Source organism: Proteiniphilum saccharofermentans (assembly GCF_900095135.1).
Classification (GTDB): Bacteria; Bacteroidota; Bacteroidia; order Bacteroidales; family Dysgonomonadaceae; genus Proteiniphilum; species Proteiniphilum saccharofermentans.
Genome location: NZ_LT605205.1, coordinates 758,796 through 779,304, shown reverse-complemented (window position 1 = coordinate 779,304; position 20,509 = coordinate 758,796). Strand labels below are relative to the sequence as shown.

Sequence of the window (20,509 nt, the reverse complement as noted above, 5' to 3'; positions counted from 1 at the left end):
TTACAAAAATAACAATAATGGAGCCATTTTACCCATTCAACAAGTGTATATTTTGTGAAACCGCACTATGATGATGTGATTATAGGAAGTTTGGAATTTTAAATCTGGGATCTATATAAAAAAGGAAAGGTTGTCTCACGACAACCAATCTTCATTGTTAACCTTAAATCTAATACCATGAAAAACACGTTGCAAATATAAGCGTTTTTGTGTTATAAAACATACTTTCCGAGCATAAAAATCAAACATTTCATATAATTTAACTAAGAAAGGATTGAACAGCGAAGTTTTAAACAGATTTAAATGGAATATCTATCTATTTTTTTATCTTCATCCCTCCTGTTCTTTATCCTTTATTTCACTTTTAATTTTTCATTCTTCGTTTAGTTTTTCATTCCACCTGGAGCACCAACCCCTTCAGATACTCTCCTTCCGGATGATAAATATTGATAGGATGATCGGCAGGCTGTGTAAGTTGATGCAAAATACGCACTTTCCTGCCCGATATGGCTGCAGCACTGAAAACCGCCAACCTGAACTGTTCGGCGGAGATTACCTGTGAACAAGAAAAAGTGAAAAGGAAACCACCTGGTGCAATTTTCTGCAATGCTTGCAGGTTCAACTTCTTATAACCCTGCAATGCGTTATTAATAGCCCCACGATGTTTCGCAAAGGCCGGAGGATCTAAAATAATAAGATCCTTTTCTCCACCGGAGAGTTGTCTCAGAAACTTAAATGCATCTTCAGGAAAGGAACTGTGCCGCGGATCTTCCCCAAAATTGAGGGCTACATTCTGGTCTGTGATCGAAACCGCTTTCGCGGAACTGTCGACCGACATCACCGAAGCAGCACCTCCCCGCAGGGCATATACTGAAAAACCTCCCGTATAACAGAACATATTCAGCACATGGCGGCCTTTCGCATAATATTCCAATAGTGCGCGGTTTTCCCGTTGATCGACGAAAAAACCGGTCTTTTGCCCTTTCAGCCAATCGATACGGAAACGCAAACCGTTCTCCATGGCAATCTCATCGACATCCTCACCTCCCGACAGATAACTGTTTTCAGGAAAAATACCGGCTTTATAGGGAAGCGTTCCCTCCGATTTATAAAAGATATGTTTCACCATATCGGTGGGGAGTATCTGCTTTAATGCATTCGTCACAAGTTCCAGATCTCTGTGAATTCCCACCGAGTGTGCCTGTATCACCGCAGTATCTCCGTATATATCGACTATTAGACCCGGGAGACAATCACCCTCTCCATGTACCAATCTGAAGATCGTATTATCAGGCCTGACAAGATTCAATGATGAGCGCATCCTATAGGCATTGGAAAGACTTTTTTTATAGAATGCTGCATCTATGGGCTCATCCACGAAAGACATAATGCGTACCGCAATACTGCCGATCTGGAAATGTCCCACTCCCAAAAAAGTACCATCGGCAGCCAACACCCGTACCGTCTCTCCTTCAACCAGGTCTTCAGGCTTTCGGGCGATGGCACCTGAAAAAACCCACGGGTGAAATCGCTGCAGCGACGCCTCCTTTCCGGAACGTAATACAATCTCTTTGTAAGAACTCATACTATTATTTTACTTTTTTGTTTCGGTGTATGAAACGTTTTAGACTAATAGTCGTTTCATTTCCCTGTTCGGGTTAAATGGTTATAAATGCGAAGGCAAGCCCAGGCATCGATCGCAGCATAGGATTGCTGGGCAGGGGTTAACGTTTCTGCTTCCCAGTTCGAAACACGTTGATTTTTGGATATTTTTTTACCGAAGAGGATAGCATAGATCTTTTGCAGGCTATTGTCCTCTATCCCGTATTGATCCACGAAACCTTGTAAGTCGATAAAATTCTCCGGCTTTCGTACGGAACGTTTCCTGATTGCAGCAAAATCGTCACGTAACGAAAGACCTATCTTTTTGATTCCCGGATCACTCATGATCGCCTCCAGTTCGTCGGGATAACCGATCTTATTCAAACGGAACAGGAAACACACCTCTTCCGTGGAGAGTTGCATTAGCGCTACTTTATTCACTTGTCCCCGTTTGAATGCAGGTTTGGTCTCCGTATCGAAACCGAGCGCACTCTGTGAAGAAAGAAAATTACATGCGTCCTGTACTTCCTCAACATGGTCAACAACCACTACATCTCCCCTAAAGGTCTCTAAAGGCAACTCCGCCACCTGCTCTTTTGAAATCGTCAACCCCACAATTCGTCCTCCGATAAATCCGCCTCATCATTCTCATTTTCCAGAGACAGACATTTCAACGTGTGCAGCGGACGCAGCACGTTCACCAATTTTTGCCCCCAATAGAGACGGAAATTCTCACTACATTGATATAGCGCATCATTCATCTGTCCAGTCAGACCAAACTGGTACACAGACACAAAATTCCTGATATCCTGATAAATATCTGCAATATTTTCCGAAATGAATGTAGATACGGGCGTATCACTATACTTCATATCCTCTACAAACACATCGAGATAAACATCTTCCTCCCCCATCACTTCCGACACCATGTTCGCTACGCGGGAATAATCTTCTTCACGTACAAAAGTGGCAGGAACTTCTTCCTCCGTAGATACTGTCCCGGGTAACAAAAGTGCTTTCACATACAAAAGGGGAAGCATTTTCAATAGCCTGTCCACCCACTCTTCGCGCGGGAGAGGCTCATTCTTTTCTAAAAAGACACATACCTCTACAGCAATCGTGACAAAATCGATCACACTTTTGTCGTATACGATCTTATCAATATCTGCTCTCTCCATACTTTCAATCCGTTTAGCAGCATACATCTTCTAATTCGTTCAGGATGTACACTTTTTTTTCAGGAGACAAAATTACACATTATTTTTGTAGAATATAGGATGCGGTTCGGCAATCTTCGTATGCAAGCATCCAAGATTGCCCTCACCTTTCACTATATTTCGATAATATTACACACGGTGATATCAAACAGAAGCCGGAATAACACAAAAAAAGTGGCAAAGATTTTGTGAATCCGTTTGAAAATAATATCTTTGCACTCGTAAAGGAGGAGGGAAGCAGGACACACCGCTTCCTTTTTTGTTCATAAAAATTAGAGTCAAGAGCCAAAAATCAAGATGTAAGATATATTAATCACATTCTTGTCTGTAAACTCGTGCTCATCGTACTCCCTTGCGGATAAATAATATGATCGAAAAGAAACTGATTGTCGATTTCACGGAACAATATCTGGACGGTTCGCCAAACTACTTGACGGATGTTTCGGTTAGTGCTGATAATACGATTACCGTGGAAATAGATAACGATCATGGGGTGGATATTGACGATTGTGTAACACTGAGCCGTTATCTGGAGTCGAAACTCGACCGTGACACGGAAGATTTCGAGTTGACAGTTACATCTGCCGGGCTCTCTTCTCCCTTTAAAATATTGCGCCAATACAAAAAATATGAAGGCAAGGAAGTAGAAGTACTCTGCAGGAACGGCCAGAAAATTACAGGAACGTTGAAATCGTCTGATGATAACGGTTTTACCGTCTCTATTACAAAGAAAGTAAAGCCCGAAGGTGCCAAACGTAAAATTGAAGTGGAAGAAGATATCCGCTTTGCGTTTGATGAAGTAAAACATACAAAATATCTTATACGATTTAAATAATATATGGGTAAGAAGAAAGAAACCATCAGTCTCATCGATACATTTTCCGAATTCAACGAGCTGAAGAATATCGATAAAGCCACACTCATCAGCGTGCTTGAAGAATCGTTCCGCAATGTTATTTCCAAAAACAACGGTACGGATGAAAACTATGATATCATCATTAACCCCGACAAAGGCGACTTGGAAATATGGCGTAACAGGGTGGTTGTGGAAGACGATGAACTGGAGGATCCCAATTTAGAAATTAGCCTGTCGGAAGCCCGGAAGATCGACGAGGATTTTGAGGTGGGAGAAGAGGTTACTGACGAGGTATCACTCGATCATTTTGGCCGCCGCACCATCCTGAATCTCAGGCAGACGCTGGCATCCAAGATATTGGAACTGGAAAAGGACAACCTCTACAATAAGTATAAGGAAAAAGTAGGAGAAATTGTCTCGGGAGAGGTCTATCAGGTATGGAAAAAGGAATTGTTATTGCTCGACGATGAGCATAATGAATTAATCCTACCCAAGACGGAACAGATACCCAGCGATTTTTTCCGTAAAGGAGAACACGCCCGCGCCGTAGTAGCAAGGGTTGAGAACAAGAATAACAATCCCAGGATCATCCTTTCACGCACATCCCCCGTATTCCTTGAAAGATTGTTTGAACAGGAGATTCCAGAGATTGCGGACGGACTGATCACTATCAAAGGGATTGCCCGTATCCCGGGTGAACGTGCCAAAGTAGCTGTAGAGGCTTATGATGACCGCATCGACCCGGTAGGAGCCTGTGTGGGAATGAAAGGATTCCGCATTCACGGCATAGTGCGTGAATTACGAAATGAAAATATCGACGTCATCAATTATACCAACAACACCACCCTCTACATTCAACGGGCGTTGAGTCCCGCAAGGATCAACTCCATCACTGTAAGGGAGGAGGAGCGTCGTGCAGAAGTATTTCTCAATCCCGAGGAAGTTTCCCTCGCCATTGGGAAGGGAGGAGCCAATATCAAACTGGCCTCCATGCTCACCGGTTACAACATAGAGGTGTTCCGCGACATAGATGAGGTAGACGAGGAAGATATCTATCTTGATGAATTCCGTGACGAAATCGATGGTTGGGTCATTGACCAATTGAAAAAAATCGGCTGTTCTACGGCCAAGAACGTACTTGCGATGGGACGTGAAAGGCTAATCAGGGAGGCAGACCTGGAGGATAGTACAGTAGATGAGGTATTGGCCATCTTACGTTACGAATTTGAGGAAGAAGATGACGATACAGAAATAGATACAGACATGGATGTAGACATGGGGATAAATGCAGATGTAGATGTAGACGTAGACGTAGATACAGACGCAGATGTAGATGTAGAGATGGGTACTGACGAGGAAAACAACCACTGATCTCAAATCCGGTCCCGGTCAAATAGTACAACATACTGTTCACAACATTAAAAGAGAGTAAAGGTAGGAGAGATATATGCCTGTAAGACTAATAAAAGTATCAAAAAATTTAAATGTAGGAATCAACACCCTTGTTGAATTTCTGCACAAGAAAGGTATTGAAATAGAAGCAAATCCCAACGCAAAAATTGAGGATGAACAGTATGATATACTGATTGCCGAATTCGGGAAAGACAAAAATATACGGAAAGAAGCGACTATCACCCGCGAAAAATTGCATCGTCGTGACGAAAAGCGGGAGACTGTCGCCATAGAAGGATATGAACTTCCGGAACAGCAAATTCCCAGGAAAAAAGTGGAAAAAGAAGCTATCGAGACAGAGATCCCGGACGAATTGAAACCTCATTTCAATGTCGTAGGCAGTATTGATCTGGACAACCTTCATAAAAGGAAAAGCGAACCGAAGAACGAAGAGCCGGCAAAAGAAGATAAGGAAGAGATTGTTGCTCCCGATACTCCGGAAGTAGAAGCACAGCCCGAACCGGAACTAGAAAAACCGGATTCCGTAAAAGAGGTGGCTGCAGAGGAGACTCCTATTGAACAAGTCCCCTATGAAGAGGTAACTTCGCCTCAGGTTGAAGAAAAACCCGAAGAGGAAACGAAGAAGAGTCCAAAAGAGAAAACAGAGGAACAGGTCGAAGAGAAAAAGGAAGAGATAGTACATCAGGTTGAGGCGGAAAAAACTAAACCGGAAGAAATAAAAAGGGAGGAACCGAAGGAGGAAGCGGTAACAGCACCGGAACCAGTATCTGTACCTGAAGCGGCGGATGCAGAACCATACAGGAATGAATCTGAAGCGGAAACGGAAGAAAAAACCGATGAAGCTAAGTCCGACTCAGTATTCCGGTTACACAACAACAAGCTGGAATCCAATATTGTGGTAAAAGGGTCTATAGATCTGGATTCTATCAATGATCGTACCCGCCCCCCCAGAAAGTCGAGGGCACAGCGCAAGAAAGAACGCCTTGAACGTGAACAGAAAGCGCTTGACAACAAAAAGCTGAAAGAAGAAAAAGTAAAACAACTGAAGAAAGAGGCTATTGATGAAAAGAAAAAACAGCCTGACACTTCAGAGGGAGATACCGACAGCGGGAAAAAGAAAAGAAAACGGATACGTTCCGGACAGGTGAATATTGATAAACCGGTTACCTACAATCAGGGGTCCAAGAGCAATAACAAAAAATTGTCGCTCAGAAAACCACTTAAGGCTGAAGTCAGTGAAGAAGATGTACAAAAACAGATAAAAGAGACACTTGCGCGCCTCACAGAAAAGAGAGGTAAAAAAGCCGGAGCGAAGTATCGTCGTGAAAAGCGTGAAGCCAGCGCCCAAAAGCAGCAAGAGGAACTCAAACAGCAGGAAAAGGCAAGCCGCATATTGCAGTTGACCGAGTTTGTTACGGCAAACGACCTGGCCAATATGATGAACGTTCCTGTAACCAATGTTATTTCCACTTGTATGAGTCTGGGTGTAATGGTGGCGATCAATCAGCGCCTCGATGCCGAGACCATCAATATTGTGGCGGAAGAATACGGTTTCAAGACCCAGTATGTGAGTGCCGACGTAATTGAAGCAATTGCTGATCAGGAAGATGCACCCGAAGACCTGATTCCGCGCCCACCTATTGTCACGGTGATGGGGCACGTAGACCACGGGAAAACTTCACTGCTCGACAGGATCCGCAGCACCAATGTGATTGCGGGTGAAGCCGGCGGTATCACGCAACATATCGGAGCATATAACGTACAGTTGTCCGACGGACGCAAGATCACCTTCCTCGATACACCGGGGCACGAAGCCTTTACCGCCATGCGTGCACGTGGTGCTAAGGTGACTGACGTGGCAATTATCATCGTAGCGGCCGACGACAATGTGATGCCGCAGACAGTAGAAGCGATCAACCATGCAGGCGCAGCCGGCGTACCGATTGTATTCGCCATTAACAAGATCGATAAACCGGGGGCAAATCCTGAAAAGATAAAAGAGAAACTGGCCGAAATGAACTATCTTGTGGAAGATTGGGGAGGAAAATACCAATCGCAGGATATATCGGCAAAAAGCGGTATTGGTATCCATGAACTACTGGAAAAAGTATTGCTTGAGGCAGACCTGTTGGAGCTGAAAGCCAACCCGGATCGGAGAGCTACCGGATCCATCATTGAATCGTCACTCGATAAGGGAAGAGGTTATATGGCCACCGTATTGGTAGAAAACGGGACGCTCAGACAGGGTGATATCGTATTGGCAGGTTCTTATTTCGGCCGTGTGAAAGCTATGTTCAACGAGCGTAATCAACGTATTGAAGAGGCTGGCCCATCAGAACCGGCATTGATACTCGGTTTGAATGGAGCGCCTCAAGCCGGTGACACATTCAATGTAATGGAGACCGAACAGGAGGCACGCTCAATTGCCAACCGCCGTGAACAGTTGCAGCGTGAACAGTCATTGCGTACGCAGAAAATGCTTACTCTCGACGATATCGGGCGCCGCATCGCTATCGGCAGCTTCCAACAATTGAACATCATCGTGAAGGGGGACGTGGACGGATCAGTAGAAGCACTCTCCGACTCATTGATACGTCTCTCCACAGAAGAGATCCAAGTGAATGTGATCCACAAGGCAGCAGGGCAAATTTCAGAATCGGATGTGAGCCTGGCTGCGGTCTCCGATGCCATTATTATCGGCTTCCAGGTACGTCCCTCACTCGGAGCACGTAAAGAGGCAGAGAAAGAAGGTGTGGATATCCGCCTCTACTCTATCATCTACGATGCCATAGAAGAGGTCAAAGCGGCTATGGAAGGCATGCTTTCTCCCGACATCAAGGAGGAGATTACCGGTAACGTTGAAGTACTGGAGGTATTCAAAATATCAAAAGTAGGTACTGTAGCCGGATGTATGGTACGTGACGGAAAAATAAAACGTTCAAGCCGTATCCGTCTTATCCGCGATGGTATTGTGATCTTCACAGGAGAACTGGAATCGTTGAAACGATTCAAAGAGGATGTAAAAGAAGTTACTTCAGGCTATGAGTGTGGAGTCACCATACGCAATTTCAATGATATCAAAGTGGGTGATGTCGTTGAAGCATATGAAGAGACTGAAGTAAAAAAGAGATTATAAAAAATCCCCAATCATGAATTACCTGTCAAACACGAAGGGAATTCAGGGGCTTTATTTATGGTAACCAGTTGACATTGTAATTTTAATTCCTACCCTGAGAGCGGCCGCATCTGCTCTTTACAAGTAGATGCGGCCACAACACACAGGAGATGGAAAAGAAATTACAATAGCAACCATGGTTCATCAATTGAATATTCACTTTATAAAAATAGTTGACAATGACAAAAAAAGTTTTTTTCACGCTTACCCTGCTTATTTCATTGGTCGGTGGAACTGCTTTTTCACAGGTGTTGCCACAAGTATCCGTTGCGTATGTAAATACCACTGAACTATTGGATCAAATGCCTGAAAAAGCACGGGCCACACAGCAACTGCTTACATTAAGTGAGAACTACGAAAAAGAGCTGGAACTGATGCAGAACGAGTACAACAAAAAGTATTCCGACTACATCACTTATCAAGCCTCTCTTTCAGAAAATATCAAGCTGCGGAGGATGCAGGAACTAACCGAATTGGAAGGCAGAATAAACCAATTCATGGAACTGGCCCAGAAAGACATTGAAAATCAGGAGAAAGAATTAGTGGAACCCCTGAAACAAAAAATAAACAATGCCATTCATGCTGTCGGGATCGAACAGGGATATACTGTGATTTACGATTTGGCCAATCCCGGGATCGCTTTTGTATCGCCTGACGCGGTAAATGCCAATCCTTACGTAAAATCAAAATTAGGCATCCGTTAAGCGAAATCCTCAACAGACGTGGAGGAACAGAGTAACTATAAAAGCCGGGAAACAAATCCCATCGGTATCTTCGACTCCGGATACGGCGGACTTACGGTACTTTCCGAAATAAAGACGCTGATGCCGGAGTATGATTATATTTATCTGGGCGATAATGCCCGCGCGCCCTATGGCAGCCGCTCATTTGAGCGGGTATACCAGTTTACACTCGAAGCAGTGAAATGGTTCTTCAGGCAAGGGTGCCATCTGGTAATCCTCGCATGTAATACGGCATCTGCAAAAGCATTAAGAACCATCCAGCAGGTCGACCTTCCGCAACTAGACCCTTCGAGAAGGGTGCTGGGTGTGATTCGTCCTACTGCTGAGTCAGTGTCAACTCTTTCGGAAAGTGGTCATATAGGTATTTTGGGGACAGAAGGGACTATTCGCTCGGGATCATATGAACTGGAAATCAAAAAACTTTATCCTGATGTAACCGTAACCGGTGAATCATGCCCCATGTGGGTTCCCCTTGTAGAAAACAGGGAGTATGACAAACCGGGAGCCGATTATTTTGTACAACAACATTTGGGAAGGATTCTTGAAAAAGATCCTCTTATCGACACGATAATCCTGGGATGCACCCATTACCCGCTTCTCACGGAAAAGATAACCCGATACCTGCCGGAAAACGTAAAAATAATCTCTCAGGGAAAATATGTAGCCGAAAGCCTCAAAAACTATTTGCAAAGACATCCGGAAATGGACAGGAACTGCACAAAGAATGGAAACATGTACTATTTTACAACCGATTCGGCGGAAAGATTCGGACAGCAAGCGTCGATCTTTCTGAATGAGCAGGTTGCAGCATTACAAACCAATCTCGAATAAAAGTTATGAACTGGTTTGATCTGACCGTAGGCATACTGCTGCTCATTGCCTTCATCAATGGATACCGTAAGGGGTTGATTATGCAGCTCGTGGGATTGGCAACCATCATATTGGCAGCTGTCTTCGGAGGAAGGTTGGCCCAGACCATCCTACCTCAAATAAACAGAATAATTGATCTCTCACCCGAGGTGGCGAGGGTATTGTCTTTCATTCTGGCATTCGTAGCCATTGCCGTAGGTCTCTCTCTGGTCGGCCGGTTATTGCAGCGTTTTATTGATATAGTTTTTCTCAGCTTTATCAACCGGTTGTTGGGAGCTGTGATTGCCGCCGGTACCATGATGGTTTTCCTGAGTATTATTCTCAATCTCGTATTGATGCTCGACCTCAACCAGCAAGTCATCAATAAAAAAACAAAAGAAGAATCATTCTTCTTCGAACGGGTCGAAGCAGTAGTTCCTGCTATCGTTCCCTATCTGCAACCCCAACTCTGGGAAGAGGTTATACCCGAGAAATATCGGGAAGAGATAGAAAAAAAGAGTGAACCCGCTATTGACTCAACATACCAACAACGTCATTTTTCTACTTAAGAATGAAAGTGGAAAGTATGGTGATAAATTGAAAATTGAAAGTTGAAAATTAGTCTTGAATCTTGGTTCTTGGCTCTTTATTCTTAAAAAATGAAACTATTACGAATACATAAAGAAGGTAAATCTGCAGTGATAAAGATCGGCATAGTGCTGATAATATTCAATGTGATTTTTTTCATATTACCATCCGGTAAAATATTTACGTCCATCCAGGTATCTTTGTCAATACTGCTATATGCCATGGCTCTCAACTTTTACCGGCATCCCAATCGCACCTATAAAGGCGATCTGCATGGATTGGTAAATGCACCTACTGACGGAAAGGTCGTGGTCATTGAGAAAGTATTCGAAAAAGAGTTCTTTCATGATGAACGTATCCAGATATCCATCTTTATGTCATTCTTTAATGCTCACTCAAACTGGATACCGGTTACCGGCAAGATCACCCATTTTTCCCATGTGGAAGGGAACTTTCATGCGGCTTACCTGCCTAAATCGAGTCATGAAAATGAACATACAAATATTTTGATTGAAACACCCGATCATGGGACTATACTTACCAAACAGATCGCCGGGGCAGTGGCACGAAGAGTCGTCACCTATGTGAAAGAAGGAGACGAAGTACATATAGGATCTCCACTCGGATTCATCAAACTAGGCTCACGTATGGATATTTTCCTGCCACCCGACAGTGAAATATTGGTCGAACTGGGAGAAGAAGTACATGCCAATGTCACCTTTTTGGCAAGGCTATCCCAAAAAGAAAGATAACGGACTATGCGGAAACAAATACCCAATATACTCACTCTGTCAAATCTCTTCTCGGGATGCATAGCCGTTGTCATGGCTTTTCAGGCCAACTTCAAGGCGGTGGTGATATGGGTGGCAGTTGCCGCCCTGTTCGATTTTTTGGATGGGATGGCGGCACGATTGTTAAAGGCTTATTCTCCTCTGGGAAAAGAACTGGACTCCCTGGCAGACGTGATCAGCTTCGGTGTGGCTCCTGCAGCGGCAGTTTTTATACTACTCAGGGATTACTTCTTACTACCAGGTTATCTGGAACCTCTACACGTCTGGATCCCATACCTGGCATTTCTCATACCCGTTTTTTCTGCCTACCGGCTGGCTAAATTCAATATTGACGAACGACAAACCAGTTCATTTATAGGCCTGCCTACTCCCGCCAACGGACTATTTTGGATCAGCTACAGTTACGGAATGACTCAATTCGTAACCGGGAATGAGAACTTTTTCTATCTCACTACAGGATTGATTATCGTGATGTCAGTGTTGATGGTCTCCGAAATACCGATGTTCTCACTGAAAATCAAAAAAATATCGTTCAAAGGCAATGAGAAACAGATACTCCTGATTGTAGTAATGTTACTGCTTATAGCATTACAAGGTATCAGCGGCATCTTCTGGGGAATCGGTGCCTACATCTTTCTCTCTGTTATAGGGCACAGTAGAAAATAGAGAACTATTTCGTTAAGCAATACGCGCAGAAGACAAACTTGGCTGAATGTTTTCGATAAGCGAACACAGAGGAAAAACAAGTTTTTACTATGTTAAGTGTAGAAAACAACTAAATTATTTGAATTATGCCGTTGCGAGAATTGAAAATCGAGGAACCTATGACTCAAATAGTCTAACTTTAGTGAACCGTTAAATAATACAAATAGATTGATTATCATTTCGTAAATCATTGTATCTTTATTCCTAAATCAATTTATCACACAATATATGGGATTCCTAATTAAATTTCTTCTGGGTTTTATGGTTGTCTATTTTTTGCTGAAAGCAGTCGCCGCCTTTCTTATGGGAAAGCGTGGCAGACAGACTTCAAACTTCCGGCAGCAACGGGCACAACAAGACAAACAACCTGAAAACCAGCAGGATCGAATCATTGAGTATCAGAAAAAGAAATTCGAGTCGAGCGAAATCGAAGATGCAGATTTTGTAGAAGTAAAAGACAGCCGTAAAATATAAATCCGACAAGATAAAGGATCTATACAAACAACCCGTCGACAGCCGCTCTTTTCAATTCAGGATAGGGGCGGCTCATTTTCTACAGGAAAGGGATTTACCTGTACAGATATTTCTAAGTTAGTTTAAAAATAGCTATTTTTGCAAAAAGGAAAATCATTACAATCATATACAATCATGACAGATATTTTTGACCGGCTGAAAAGTGCCGAAGGCCCGCTTGAACAGTATCGCAAAAAAGCGGAAGGATATTTTATATTTCCCGAATTGGAAGGTGAAATAGGCCCAAGAATGAGGTTTCTCGGTAAAGAGGTGATCACCTGGAGTCTGAACAACTATCTGGGATTGGCCAACCATCCCGAAGTACGTGAAGCGGATGCGAAAGCAGCAGCCGACTGGGGAATGGCATATCCCATGGGAGCGCGCATGATGTCAGGCCAAACGAAATATCACAGAGAATTGGAGGAAAAACTCGCTGCCTTTGAGAAAAAGGAGGCTGCCTACCTACTGAATTATGGCTATCAGGGAATGGTTTCGATTATCGATTCACTGGTCTCAAGGAATGATGTCATTGTTTACGACTCCGAATCCCATGCTTGTATCATGGACGGTATTTTTCTGCATAAAGCCAAGGGTGGAAAGAGTTTTGTCTATCCCCATAATGATATGGAGAGATGCGACAAGATGCTTGGTTTCGCAACAAAAAAAGCAGAAGAGACAGACGGTGGCATCCTGGTGATTACCGAAGGGGTATTCGGTATGTCGGGCGATTTGGGAAATCTTCCCGGGATTGTCAAACTCAGGGAGAAATACAATTTCCGCCTCATGATAGATGATGCACACGGATTTGGTACCATGGGTGAGACCGGAGCGGGTGCAAGCGAACATTTCGGATTGATGGACGAAGTAGATATCTATTTTGGCACCTTCGCTAAATCGATGGCCGGTATTGGTGCTTTTGTCGCTTCTGAAAAAGCTATCGTCAACTCATTGAAATACAATATGCGCTCTCAGATTTTTGCCAAATCACTTCCCATGCCCATGGTGATCGGAGCATTGAAACGCCTCGAGATATTACAAACACAGCCCCAATATAAAGAAAACCTGTGGAAAATCGCCAAGTCGCTGCAACAAGGGCTGATTGCAGAGGGATTCAATATTGGCAATACGCAATCACCGGTGACACCCGTCTATTTCAGCGGCTCGGTTCCCGAAGGTACCAATATTGTGATCGACCTGCGTGAGAATTACAACGTATTTTGCTCTATTGTCGTATATCCGGTAGTACCCAAAGGAGTATTAATGCTCAGACTGATCCCCACGGCTTCCCATACGCAGAAGGATGTGGATGAGACCATTGAGGTATTCAAGAAGATAAAGGTAAATCTCGAAGCGGGAAAATATATGGCCGACGAGATGAAATCGATGTCCACTACATAAAAAAAGAGAATGCTCCGTATAAAAATTCAGCATAAGTACCATTTGGCCTGTACCCAATGCGGGCACGTTACTCCCAACTTCTGGACATGGTTCGAACAGAACCAACAATGCCCGAAATGCGGAAGTAAACATTCCGAGGTATGGTACAACCGCCGTTATCAGCGGTTATCCCGACTTATCGGGCGCCGTGCTCCTAACAGTTTCTGGCACTATTTCCCTTTTCTTCCGTTGTTACGCAGGAGACATATCATATCAAAAGGAGAAGGTGCCATTCCGGTAGAACGATGGACATTCCTGGAAGAGTTTGCAAAAAAGAAGTACGGGCTCGATCTCAATGTACATGTCTATAGGAATGATTTAAACGGAGGTACCGGTACATTCAAGGATATTGCTGCTTCATTGGCGGCCAGCCTGTTCAACGAGATCGGTATCGACCAATATTGCATCGCTTCCACCGGTAATTCAGCTACAGCTTACGCAAAATACCTTTCACTGGCAAAGGTAAACTGCTCGGTATTTATGCCGGAGGATGCCATCAAGACATCGGAAGCGACCATCAGCTCCTACGGGCAGCAGGTGTTCCGTGTGATGGGCGACTATGCCAAAGCAAAGGAGATCGCCGCAGGATATGCCAAATTGCACAATATCCCAATATCGACCGGCAATATCGATCCTATCCGTGTGGAAGCAAAGAAGACCATGGTATTCGAATGGCTCCGCCAGATGGATAAGTTCCCTGACGTATATATCCAGGCAGTCAGCGGCGGTACAGGCCCCATTGCCATAGACAAAGGTATCCGCGAGATCAAACATGTCTATCCTGAATTGAAAAATCCCCGCTTCCTTCTGGTACAGACAGACGGCTGCGACCCAATGGTGCAGGCGTGGGAAGATGCCGAAGCCGCCGGATTCCCCGAAGGTTTCGAGAAGAAGTATCCTATCATCGACAATCCCCAGACAGAGGTACCTACCCTGGCGACCGGTAATCCTGCTACCTACCCCATCGTAGCAAAATTGGTAAAAGAGTCAGGAGGCAGCTTCCTGCGAATGCACGAAAAGAAACTGGTACCTGTGGGTAAACTGACTGCCTATGAGCAGAAAGTAATCCCCGGACCGGCATCTGCCGTTTCCATCGCCGGATTCTTCGTGGCACTCAGGAAGAACTTGATCAAAAACGGGGAGACAGTGCTGCTCAATATCGGAGAAGGCCCCAATCGTGCTCCCTATTTCCTGGAGCAGATGATTTACACTTCCCATAATGTCTATAATGTGGATGAATGTGCCCCCCACTCCATTGGCGATTACCGGTCACAACTCTGGAATGAGGTGATGAGGGAGTGAAGAATGAAGAGTGAAGAATGAAGAGTGAAGAATGAAATTGGTAATTAATAATTGGTAATTGATAATAAAACCATATGGATCACGGGCGCTTCATCGGGTATCGGTGAAGCATGCGCTTATCTCTATGCACGGGAAGGAGTCGACCTGATCCTTACGGCTACACGGGCTGACCGGTTGGCGGAAGTGCAGGCAGAGTGTATCCGGCTTGGTGCACAATGCGTAATATTACCATATGACCTGACCGACCTGGCACATATCGACGAGCTGACCGACAAAGCCATTGCTGCTTTCGGGAAGATCGACATTGCTTTTCTGAATGCCGGTATCAGTCAACGCTCCAAAATACTGGAAACAGACGGCAAGGTAGATGAAAAGATCATGGCCGTGAACTTCTTCGCACCGGTAAAGATCAGTAGACGGCTATTACCTGACATGATTAAAAAAGGCGGAGGAACTATCGCTGTCACCACCAGCATCTCCGGGAAATTCGGCTTTCCTCTGCGATCGGCCTATGCTTCATCCAAATTTGCCCTTTATGGTTTTTTCGAAACCCTCCACGCGGAGTACTACGACCAGAATATCCGGGTAGTGATGGTCTGTCCCGGACGGGTAAAGACAAACATCTCTTACAATGCGTTAGAAGCCGATGGCAGAAAACACGGACAAATGGATGACGGGCAGAACAGCGGCATCTCTGCGGAGAAAGCAGCAAAGAAGATCGTGAAGGCTATTGATAAACAAAAACCTGAGGTGCTCGTCGGAGGTAAAGAGTTACTGATGGTATATATCAAGCGTTTTTTTCCCGGACTGGCAAGAAAAATGGTTAGAAAGATCAAAGCGACATAACTATATGAAAGAGAACTATATCATTGCAGGGATCCAACAGGTAGGTATCGGAGTAGAAAAACTGTATGAAGCATGGAAATACTATATTGACCTGTTCAATATGGATATCCGTATTCTTGAGGACGATAAAGTTGCCGAACTGATGCTACCCTACACGGGTGGAAAACCACAACGGCGCCACGCTCTGATTGCTGTTAATATGCAGGGTGGCGGCGGTTTTGAAGTGTGGCAATACTCAGAACGGAAGCCAAAACCGCTTGACTTCACATTGAATATGGGCGACCTGGGTGTTTTGATATGCAAAGTCAAAAGCAGGGACGTTGCCCACACGTTCGAAGAATTTTCCAAAAATCCGAAAGCCCATATCCTCGGCGGACTCAACAAAAATATCGACGGAAATCAGACTTTTTATGTGAAAGACCCATATGAAAATCTGTTTCAAATCGTACAGGACGATTACATTTTTAAAGACGAAGGGCAGTCGACAGGCGGTGCGGTTGGCGTAACTATCGGTGTGACAGATATCGATAAAGCGATGACAGTATATCGTGATATTCTGGGTTACGACAAGATTATCGCAGACGAGACAGGCGTTTTTCCCGATTTCGAAGGATTGCCTTCAGGCACACAAAAATTTCGTCGTCGTTTGCTGACACACTCACAACCCAGAAAAGGTAGCCTTAGTGAACTGTTCGGCCCCTCCTATATCGAACTGGTGCAGGTACTGGAACGTACCCCGAAAAAACTTTACGAAGGGCGTTTCTGGGGTGATCCCGGCTTTATTCAGGTTTGTTTCGATATCCGGAATATGGATGCATTACGCAAAAAGTGTGCGGAGTTGGGGCATCCCTTTACGGTAGACACCACACAAAATATCAAGGAAGGCAACTCCTTCGATATGGGTGATGCCGCAGGACAATTTGCCTATATTGAAGATCCGGACGGTACGTTGATCGAATTTGTGGAAACACACAAAATACCAATCGCAAAAAAATTAGGACTAAGCCTTAACCTGAAAAACAGGGATCCCGAAAAACCGCTTCCGAAATGGATGCTCGGAATGCTCCGGCTTATGCGGGTAAAATCCTCCAAAATATAGTAGGAAATTCCTCCTGGACACAATTTTTTCGTCGTTTTTCAGTTATACACATAATGGAAAAACGGTGTTTATTATTAACCATACTCCTGTTGCTATGCAGCCTATTACATCTGCAGGCACAATGGGATGACCCGCCCGGTCAATACTGGGCTGTAAAGAGTTATCTCAATTCCTCGTTTGCAGGTGATGCAGAGGCAATCAGCACCACTGCCTTTTACCGTTATGCATGGAGAGGCATAGAAAATGCACCTCAACAACTTATCCTTACTGCTGATATGCCCTTTGAATTTTTCGGCAGACGCCACGGCGTCGGATTGGTGATTAATAATGAAACCGTAGGTCAACTGCGCAACTCATTACTGGCAGTACAATACAGTTTCAAAAAAGAGTTCGGTAAAGGCTTTCTGAATATGGGGCTACAAGCCGGAGTGTATGACTTGAATTTCGATGCAGGAAGCAAATATATTTTTGAAGATTCCTTACAACACGGCCGGGGGACGCTGAAAGTGGATCCGGCCGACAAACAGGTGATCGACCTGGGCGCCGGTATCTCCTGGACAGGGAAATCTGTTTTCATAGGTCTGTCGGCAATACATCTCAATCAACCCCGGTTTTATGCACATAATGACTCTCTCGGAGCTGATCTTCAAAGCGATTCTACGTTGTCGGCTATCCCCCTTTCCTATAATTTGATGGCCGGATACAATATTACTCTCTTTCATACGTTAGAAATACAACCGATGTTGTGGGTTCAGACCGACCTCAGCACGCTACAAGTGCAGGCTACGCTTCGCCTCGAATACAATAAAAAATTATCAGGTGGTGCATCATGGAGGATGAACGACGGATATCTGCTTTTTGCCGGAACTACCATCCGTGAAGTAGAGTTGGGATATGCCTACGGATTGCATACTATGGGAATCGGACAAAATAGCAGGGGGAGTCATGAGCTCTACCTCCGGTATAATTTTCCACTCGATCATTTCAAACCGAAGCGGCAACCGCATAAGAGCATCCGGCTTTTATAGTGAAAAATGAAGAATGAATAGTGAAAAATGAGACGATTGATGCTAATTTTTAATTATTCACTTTTAATTTTTAATTGGAAATTATGAAAAGATATATATTATTCGTGCTGATACTGATTATGATTGCTTCCTGTGGCAGACGGGGGATCGGTAACAGTATCGGCGGTGAACTGACCGGCGTTCCTGTAGGTAAAGTGTGGGGGGAACCCACACCATACAATATGGTATTGGTGTCACGGGGAGCTTATATCATGGGGCCGGGAGAGATCGATTCGCTTTGGGGATTCTCGATACCTACCCGCGGCGTATCGGTAGACAATTTCTGGATGGATGAGACGGAGATCACTAACTCCCAATACAAACAGTTTGTTTACTGGGTACGGGATTCCATCATCCGAGAACGGCTGGCAGACCCGGCCTACGCCGGCGATGACTTTTACAAGATCACTGAGGATGAATACGGTGATCCTGTCACCCCCCGGTTGAACTGGAGGATTCCCATCCCCTGGACAAGAAATACCGAAGAGGAAGAGGCTGCCATCAACAGTGTTTATACCACACATCCCATCACAGGAGAAAAAATGCTGGATGCCCGCCAGATGAATTTTCGTTACGAGTGGTTTGATGCGGCAGAAGCGGCCAGACGACAGCACCGACTGAATCCCGCAGAGAGGACATTGAACAGTGACATCATCATCGATCCGAATGAAATCATCATAATATCGAAAGATACAGCTTATATTGCTTCCGACGGACGAATTGTCAATGAAACCATTACCCGTCCCCTGAGCAGCCTTTACGACTTCGTACACACACGTATCGTCAATATATACCCTGATACCACCTGCTGGGTGAACGATTTTCCGAACGCGGATAATGAACGCTATTTACGTAACTATTTTTCCCATCCCGCCTACGCACACCACCCGGTAGTAGGAGTTTCATGGGAGCAGGCGACTGCTTTCTGTGAGTGGCGTACCCTCTTTCTGCGCAGGAGTATTAACAAACAAGGGGTGACAATAGAAAAATACCGTCTCCCCACCGAAGCTGAATGGGAGATGGCAGCACGGAATGCCAACTCCGACAATAAATACCCATGGGATTCAGATGCCACAACAAGTGAAAGCGGCTGTTTCCAGGCCAACTTCAAGCCGGGCGACGGAGCCTATGGTGCCGATAACCACCTTATCCCCGCTAAAGTAAGAAGTTTCAAGCCTAATAACTCAGGATTGTATGATATGGCCGGGAATGTGGCGGAATGGACCTCTACCGCTTACACCGAGTCGGGGAACGAACTGATGGGTGACCTGAACCCTGAATACAGTTATAATGCTACTACCGAAGATCCCTATGTCCTGAAACGAAAAGTAGTGAAAGGAGGTTCATGGAAAGATATCTCTACCTTTATCCGGTCGGATATGCGCGATAATGAATACCAGAACCGGGGACGTTCTTATATTGGGTTCCGATGCGTAAGAACACAGGTCAGCTCGGGGAAATAAATTCAAAATTTCAAATTCAATATTTAAGATTTGTACAATTCCTATTCATCGGTAATTAGTAATTAGTAATTGATAATTAAAAAAATGAACGCCTACAAAAGATATAAAAACCGGCTTGAACGGTTTCTACAAACCGAGCGGGGGAAACGGTTCATCAATTTCGCCTATAGTTTCGGAGCTGCCATCGTGATACTCGGTGCGATGTTTAAACTGCTCCACTTTCCCTTCGGCAATGAGATGCTCTTCATCGGGATGGTCACCGAATGTATCGTCTTTATCCTCTCGGCGTTCGATTCACCAATACGCGATTACAGGTGGGAGCAGGTATTCCCGGCACTCTCTTCCGTAAACTCTGAAGAGGATCCCGGTTTTAACGCTGCTATAGCACAACAGACACCACCATCTGCTCGTGAAACGATTTCCGTTTCCGCTACCCACAATTTTACTCCACAACACTCCGAAGTATCTACAACTCCCCACATCCATCCAACAAATTCGCCCGGCGAACCGGGGTATGAAGTCCCTCATAATCTTTCGGCACATTCCGAAGAATACGGCAAACAGATGGAAAACCTTAATCGTACATTGTCAGGACTCAACTCCATCTATGAGATACAGCTCAAAAGCGTCAGCAGCCAGATCGGTGCTATCGAGCAGATCAATCAGGGGCTGGCCCGCCTCAGAACTATGTATGGTGATACCCTCCCCGACGGATCAGTTATTAAAGCAGAAACAGAGAAAATGGCGGATCAGCTCAGAGAACTGAACGAAGTCTATGCGCGTATGCTGAATGCTATGACAGTCAACAAACAGAACAATCCCGGTAACCCCATCACATAATCC

At 44.7% G+C, this 20,509-nt stretch carries 19 protein-coding genes; 16 read left to right on the top strand and 3 right to left on the bottom strand.

Annotated elements, in window-relative coordinates:
- Positions 1-391: 391 nt before the first annotated feature.
- The 3 genes from PSM36_RS02965 to PSM36_RS02955 are packed head-to-tail and all read right to left on the bottom strand — an operon-like array spanning position 392 to position 2,780.
- The gene (locus PSM36_RS02965) at positions 392-1,585 is read right to left on the bottom strand and encodes a class I SAM-dependent rRNA methyltransferase (RefSeq protein WP_076928721.1); all 1,194 of its coding nucleotides are present in this window, start codon (positions 1,583-1,585) and stop codon (positions 392-394) included.
- Positions 1,586-1,641: 56 nt separating this feature from the next.
- Complete coding sequence (locus PSM36_RS02960) at positions 1,642-2,217, bottom strand: 3'-5' exonuclease (RefSeq protein ID WP_076928720.1); 576 nt, start codon at positions 2,215-2,217, stop codon at positions 1,642-1,644.
- The gene (locus PSM36_RS02955) at positions 2,208-2,780 is read right to left on the bottom strand and encodes a DUF5063 domain-containing protein (protein WP_076932007.1); all 573 of its coding nucleotides are present in this window, start codon (positions 2,778-2,780) and stop codon (positions 2,208-2,210) included. The genes PSM36_RS02960 and PSM36_RS02955 overlap by 10 nt, the downstream gene beginning before the upstream one ends.
- A gap of 406 nt (positions 2,781-3,186) precedes the next feature.
- Here PSM36_RS02955 and rimP point away from each other — a divergent pair, with 406 nt between their 5' ends.
- The 16 genes from rimP (at position 3,187) to porL (ending at position 20,506) form a co-directional block, all read left to right on the top strand.
- Entirely contained in the window at positions 3,187-3,654 is a 468-nt protein-coding gene (gene rimP / locus PSM36_RS02950) for a ribosome assembly cofactor RimP (protein WP_076928719.1), read from the top strand.
- A 3-nt stretch (positions 3,655-3,657) separates the two neighbouring features.
- Positions 3,658-5,046, top strand: a complete 1,389-nt coding sequence (gene nusA / locus PSM36_RS02945; RefSeq protein ID WP_076928718.1) for a transcription termination factor NusA — start codon at positions 3,658-3,660, stop codon at positions 5,044-5,046.
- Between the two features lie 76 nt (positions 5,047-5,122).
- Positions 5,123-8,224 carry a translation initiation factor IF-2 gene (infB, locus tag PSM36_RS02940; protein ID WP_076928717.1) on the top strand — a complete coding sequence of 1,034 codons (3,102 nt, stop codon included), beginning with the start codon at positions 5,123-5,125 and terminating at the stop codon, positions 8,222-8,224.
- Between the two features lie 218 nt (positions 8,225-8,442).
- Complete coding sequence (locus PSM36_RS02935) at positions 8,443-8,967, top strand: OmpH family outer membrane protein (protein ID WP_076928716.1); 525 nt, start codon at positions 8,443-8,445, stop codon at positions 8,965-8,967.
- Between the two features lie 18 nt (positions 8,968-8,985).
- Positions 8,986-9,837, top strand: a complete 852-nt coding sequence (murI, locus tag PSM36_RS02930; RefSeq protein WP_076928715.1) for a glutamate racemase — start codon at positions 8,986-8,988, stop codon at positions 9,835-9,837.
- 5 nt (positions 9,838-9,842) lie between these two features.
- Positions 9,843-10,424 (top strand): CvpA family protein, encoded by a 582-nt coding sequence (locus PSM36_RS02925; protein ID WP_076928714.1) that lies wholly within the window; start codon positions 9,843-9,845, stop codon positions 10,422-10,424.
- Between the two features lie 90 nt (positions 10,425-10,514).
- Positions 10,515-11,195, top strand: a complete 681-nt coding sequence (locus PSM36_RS02920) for a phosphatidylserine decarboxylase family protein (protein WP_076928713.1) — start codon at positions 10,515-10,517, stop codon at positions 11,193-11,195.
- A 6-nt stretch (positions 11,196-11,201) separates the two neighbouring features.
- Positions 11,202-11,900: a CDP-diacylglycerol--serine O-phosphatidyltransferase gene (gene pssA, locus PSM36_RS02915; protein ID WP_076928712.1), complete on the top strand. Its 699-nt coding sequence runs from the start codon at positions 11,202-11,204 to the stop codon at positions 11,898-11,900.
- Between the two features lie 267 nt (positions 11,901-12,167).
- Positions 12,168-12,413: a hypothetical protein gene (locus tag PSM36_RS02910; protein WP_076928711.1), complete on the top strand. Its 246-nt coding sequence runs from the start codon at positions 12,168-12,170 to the stop codon at positions 12,411-12,413.
- Between the two features lie 174 nt (positions 12,414-12,587).
- Complete coding sequence (locus PSM36_RS02905; RefSeq protein WP_076928710.1) at positions 12,588-13,850, top strand: aminotransferase class I/II-fold pyridoxal phosphate-dependent enzyme; 1,263 nt, start codon at positions 12,588-12,590, stop codon at positions 13,848-13,850.
- A 9-nt stretch (positions 13,851-13,859) separates the two neighbouring features.
- Complete coding sequence (locus tag PSM36_RS02900; protein WP_076928709.1) at positions 13,860-15,191, top strand: threonine synthase; 1,332 nt, start codon at positions 13,860-13,862, stop codon at positions 15,189-15,191.
- 51 nt (positions 15,192-15,242) lie between these two features.
- A complete protein-coding gene (locus PSM36_RS02895; protein ID WP_083710906.1) occupies positions 15,243-16,037 on the top strand; it encodes an SDR family oxidoreductase in 795 nt (264 codons plus the stop codon).
- Positions 16,038-16,041: 4 nt separating this feature from the next.
- The gene (locus PSM36_RS02890; RefSeq protein ID WP_076928708.1) at positions 16,042-17,136 is read left to right on the top strand and encodes a VOC family protein; all 1,095 of its coding nucleotides are present in this window, start codon (positions 16,042-16,044) and stop codon (positions 17,134-17,136) included.
- Positions 17,137-17,189: 53 nt separating this feature from the next.
- Positions 17,190-18,164, top strand: coding sequence for a PorP/SprF family type IX secretion system membrane protein (locus tag PSM36_RS02885; RefSeq protein ID WP_161947546.1), 975 nt, complete (start codon positions 17,190-17,192; stop codon positions 18,162-18,164).
- Between the two features lie 83 nt (positions 18,165-18,247).
- Positions 18,248-19,666 carry a T9SS ring complex lipoprotein PorK/GldK gene (gene porK, locus PSM36_RS02880; RefSeq protein ID WP_076928706.1) on the top strand — a complete coding sequence of 473 codons (1,419 nt, stop codon included), beginning with the start codon at positions 18,248-18,250 and terminating at the stop codon, positions 19,664-19,666.
- An 84-nt stretch (positions 19,667-19,750) separates the two neighbouring features.
- A complete protein-coding gene (porL, locus tag PSM36_RS17285) occupies positions 19,751-20,506 on the top strand; it encodes a type IX secretion system motor protein PorL/GldL (RefSeq protein ID WP_076928705.1) in 756 nt (251 codons plus the stop codon).
- Positions 20,507-20,509 lie beyond the last annotated feature (3 nt).